The organism is Trichloromonas sp., from assembly GCF_041583255.1.
Taxonomy (GTDB): Bacteria; Desulfobacterota; Desulfuromonadia; order Desulfuromonadales; family Trichloromonadaceae; genus Trichloromonas.
On the sequence record NZ_JBFHGD010000261.1, the window covers coordinates 1 to 3946 of the forward strand.

The window sequence follows — 3946 nt, forward strand, 5'->3', positions numbered from 1 at the left end:
GCTTGTCGAGGCAGTTGCCCAGGGTGACCGGATCGCTGCCGGTATAGGGGATGCCGAGCATGTCGAGCATGGCCGGGATCTGGGCCTCGCGGCTGGCGCCGTTCAAACCTTCGGCAATATTGAAGACCAGGTCGGGCTGAAGCAGGCGATAGGTTTCAAAGGCATTCAGGTCGGCATTGACCAGGGTGACCTGATGGCGGGATGCCAGGGCGGACTCCACAGCCTTGATGGTGTGGATGTCGTCCCACTCGGCATAGAGATCATCAGAGGGACAACCGGGAGGTTCTGCTTCTGTTTCGCAGACGGACTCCTCCCGCAGGTTGTGGGAAAGCGCGATATTCATGTGTGAACCCCTTTTAAAAGCCTTGAGTAAACCCGTTCCCGCAGGGGGAATCGAAACCGTTTCTGAGACCCGGGTGCCTGGGGCGTGCGGCTATAAAAAGGGGTTGCTTTTTACGCTTCGTCTTGCGCATGCCCGGGTTGTAAACAGTTCCTACATTTCGCTATTTACTCCCCTTTAACCGGCTTGTCAATAAAGAAAAAAAAACCGCAAAAAGCCGTATAATTCCAGATGTTTGCAAAACAATCCAGGGGTTGTTTTCATAATTAGAAAGTGAAAAATTTAAGAAATTTCCGCTTCGATTTTTTCTCTCGAGAAGGCCGTTGTTCTGAACCCTGAAAATGGAGTAATATCTCGGCGGCAATCAAGCGCCCCTGTCGGACAATTTCCTTCGCTGCGAGGATTCCTTCATGCCTGTCGTTCTGCAAACCACCCTGCTGCTCATCCTCTCCAACCTCTTCATGACCTTCGCCTGGTACGGCCACCTCAGAAGCCTGCAACACAAAGCTTTGTATGTTGCCGTCCTGGTCAGCTGGGGGATCGCCTTTTTCGAGTACGTTCTACAGGTACCGGCCAATCGCATCGGTTACGGCAGCCTGAGTTTGGCCCAGCTGAAAATCCTGCAGGAGGTGATCACCCTCTGTGTTTTCGTCCCCTTCGCCCTCTACTACATGGGACAGCCGCTCAAACTCGATTACCTGTGGGCCGGGCTCTGCCTGCTCGGAGCGGTCTACTTTATCTTCCGAACCTAAAAGATGAGCAAATCCTAACACATATACCGGGGATGACCACCCCGGCAGCGATTTTTTGATAAAAAAAGGGCGGCCCCTGCGGGTACGCCCTTTTTTTCGATCCCCAAATAGCGCTCAGAGACCCCCCGCCTCCCGGATCACCTCGGCGATTTTTTCGGCCATCACCGCGTAACCGCGTGCGTTGGGATGGATCTGGTCGCTCTTGAACTCGCGGTCACTCAAGAGGTCGGAAAGAACCTCCCCCTCGTAGGGCAAACGGAGTTCCTCGGCCACCTCTGCATAGAGCGGGTCGGTCGACAGCAGCAGGCCCAGTTGCGGCACCCCGACCAGCACCACCTCGGCCCCGGCCTCCCGGGCCAGCCCGGCCATCTGCCGCAGGTTGCCCGCCAACTTCTCTTTGTCGAGCCGACGGAGAAAATCGTTGCCGCCGTGGCAGAGGATCACCAGGGCCGGCCGATACTCTTCCAGCAGCTCCGGCAAGCGTGCCAGGCCGGCCGCCGACACCTCGCCGGGGACCCCGGCATTGACCACCTCGCGCTGCAGCAGTCGCGAAAGGGCCGCCGGGTAGGACTCGTCCCCCACGGCGCCGGTGCCGTAGGTGAGGCTGTCGCCAAAAGCGAGGATTACGGCGTCGGCAGGCAGCGGTGTCAAATTTGGGGATTTTTCGCAGCCGGCCAGTAGCATCCCTGCCAGCAGGGTCGCAAGCAGCAGCAATCGTTTCCAGTTCATATCTCTGCGATCCTCAATGCGGCGCCGGCGGCACGCCGACCTCGCCCGCTTCTTTCGGCCGGCAGGGGAGCACCAGGTTGAGCACCACCCCGGCCAGACCGGCCAGGCCGATCCCCTTGAGCGATACCCCCCCCAGAGAGAATTCCATGCCGCCGATGCCACAGACCAGGATCAGCGCCACCACCGCCAGGTTGCGCGGTTCGAGCAGGTCGTGGCCGGCGCGCACCAGGGTGTTGAGACCGACCACGGCAATCGCGCCGAACAGCAGCAGCATGATCCCGCCCATGACCGGCACCGGCACCGTCTGCAGCAGGGCCCCGACCTTGCCGACAAAGGCGAGCAGGATGGCGCAGAGGGCGGCCCAGGTCATGATCGCCGGATTGAACACCTTGGTCAGGGCCACCGCCCCGGTCACTTCCGAGTAGGTGGTGTTGGGCGGGCCGCCGCAGCAGGCGGCCAGCGAGGTGGCCAGGCCGTCGCCGAGCAGGGTGCGATGCACTCCGGGCTGCTTCAGATAGTTTTTCCCTGAGATCGAGGATATCGCCAGGATGTCGCCGAAATGCTCGATGGCCGGCGCAATCGCCACCGGCAGCATGTAGATGATGGCCTGGACGTTGAATTGCGGCAGAACAAAGGCGGGAAGAGCCAGCCAGGGGGCGGCGGCGACCGCGGAGAAATCGACCAGTCCGAAGGCCAGGCTCAGCCCGTAACCGACGACCAGCCCGCTGAGAATCGGCAGCAGCTTCAGCATCCCCCGCCCCTTGAGGGAAACCAGGATGGTCACGGCCAGGGCGGTCAGCGACACGATCAGGGCCGTTCCCTGCGGCACCAGCTGCAGGGCGCCGTCGCCGCTGCGGCCGTTGGCCATGTGCACCGCCACCGGGGCCAGGATCAGGCCGATGACCATGATCACCGGACCGGTCACCACCGGCGGAAAGATGCGGGCGATGACCCGGGTGCCGCGCCAGTAGACGATCAGGCTGAGGATCATGTAAAAGATTCCGGCGGCCGCCAGCCCCGACATGGTAGCGGCGACCCCCCAGGTCTGCACCCCGTAGATGATCGGGGCGATGAAGGCGAAGGACGAGGCGAGAAAAACCGGCACCTGGCCGCGAGTCACCAGCTGGAAGAGCAGGGTGCCGGCGCCGGCGGTAAAGAGCGTCACGTTGGGATTGAGCCCGGTCAGCAGCGGCACCAGCACCAGGGCGCCGAAGGCGACGAAGAGCATCTGGGCGCCGAGCAGGGCGTCCTTGCCGCGAAACCGGTAGTCGGTCGAGGAATATTCCTTCACAGCGCCCCCTACTTGGTACCGAAGATTTTATCGCCGGCATCGCCGAGCCCCGGCAGGATGTAGCCCTGCTCGTTGAGCCGCTCATCGATCGAAGCCACGTAGATATCCACGTCGGGATGGGCCTGCTGCAGCCGCCTTATCCCCTCGGGGGCCGCCACCAGGAACAGCGCCTTGATCCGCCGGCAGCCCGCCTTCTTCAGCAGGTCGATGGCGGCCACGACGCTGCCGCCGGTGGCCAGCATCGGGTCGAGCACCAGGGCCGTGCGGTCGGCCATCTTGCGGGTCATCTTCTGAAAATAGCAGACCGGCTCCAGAGTCTCCTCGTTGCGGTACAGGCCGATCACGCTGACCCGGGCGCTGGGGATCATATCGAGCACCCCGTCCATCATGCCGAGCCCGGCCCGCAAAATCGGCACCACCGTCACCTTCTTGCCCTTGATCTGCTCCACCGTCACCGGCCCGGCCCAGCCGGCAACCGAGTGCGGCTCGGTCTCGAGATCGGCGGTCGCCTCGTAGGTCAGCAGCCGCGCCACCTCGGAGGCCAGCTCGCGAAAATCCTTGGTGCTGATATTCTTTTTACGCATCAGGCCCAGCTTGTGTCGGACCAGCGGGTGCTGCACTTCGACAACGGTCATCTCGACCTCCCTGGCAAACGGATATTTCAGTAAAGGATAATCGCCAAAGATTACCAAGTCCGGGGAGCAAGACAAAGCCCAAAGTGTGATTTCGGCCCGCACTCGAAAAAAAGATCCTGCTAAGCCGTTGCTAATTGAACATTTGCATCAAGGATGTTATTTTTAAAATCTAATCCTTTCGCCTCTCTATACAATCCCC

The 3946-nt window shown here is 61.2% G+C and carries 4 protein-coding genes and 1 pseudogene; 1 reads left to right on the top strand and 4 read right to left on the bottom strand.

Annotated features, from left to right (window positions below; all coding sequences use genetic code 11):
• Positions 1-343: pseudogene (locus ABYV89_RS15135) on the bottom strand (D-alanine--D-alanine ligase family protein); the annotation flags it as partial.
• Between the two features lie 407 nt (positions 344-750).
• On the opposite strand from ABYV89_RS15135, the gene ABYV89_RS15140 reads away from it, so the two are divergent.
• Positions 751-1092, top strand: coding sequence for a DMT family protein (locus ABYV89_RS15140; RefSeq protein WP_432823770.1), 342 nt, complete (start codon positions 751-753; stop codon positions 1090-1092).
• Positions 1093-1206: 114 nt separating this feature from the next.
• Here ABYV89_RS15140 and ABYV89_RS15145 read toward each other — a convergent pair whose 3' ends face one another.
• Genes ABYV89_RS15145 through upp form a run of 3 tightly spaced genes read right to left on the bottom strand, consistent with a single transcriptional unit; the run spans position 1207 to position 3747 of the window.
• Complete coding sequence (locus ABYV89_RS15145) at positions 1207-1821, bottom strand: arylesterase (protein WP_432823771.1); 615 nt, start codon at positions 1819-1821, stop codon at positions 1207-1209.
• Between the two features lie 13 nt (positions 1822-1834).
• A complete protein-coding gene (locus ABYV89_RS15150; protein ID WP_432823772.1) occupies positions 1835-3112 on the bottom strand; it encodes a uracil-xanthine permease family protein in 1278 nt (425 codons plus the stop codon).
• 8 nt (positions 3113-3120) lie between these two features.
• A complete protein-coding gene (upp, locus tag ABYV89_RS15155) occupies positions 3121-3747 on the bottom strand; it encodes a uracil phosphoribosyltransferase (RefSeq protein WP_432823773.1) in 627 nt (208 codons plus the stop codon).
• Positions 3748-3946 lie beyond the last annotated feature (199 nt).

Coding starts and splice junctions, on each gene's coding strand:
- ABYV89_RS15140 (WP_432823770.1), top strand. CDS start 751: ATGCCTGTCGTTCTGCAAACCACCCTGCTGCTCATCCTCTCCAACCTC.
- ABYV89_RS15145 (WP_432823771.1), bottom strand. CDS start 1,821: ATGAACTGGAAACGATTGCTGCTGCTTGCGACCCTGCTGGCAGGGATG.
- upp (WP_432823773.1), bottom strand. CDS start 3,747: ATGACCGTTGTCGAAGTGCAGCACCCGCTGGTCCGACACAAGCTGGGC.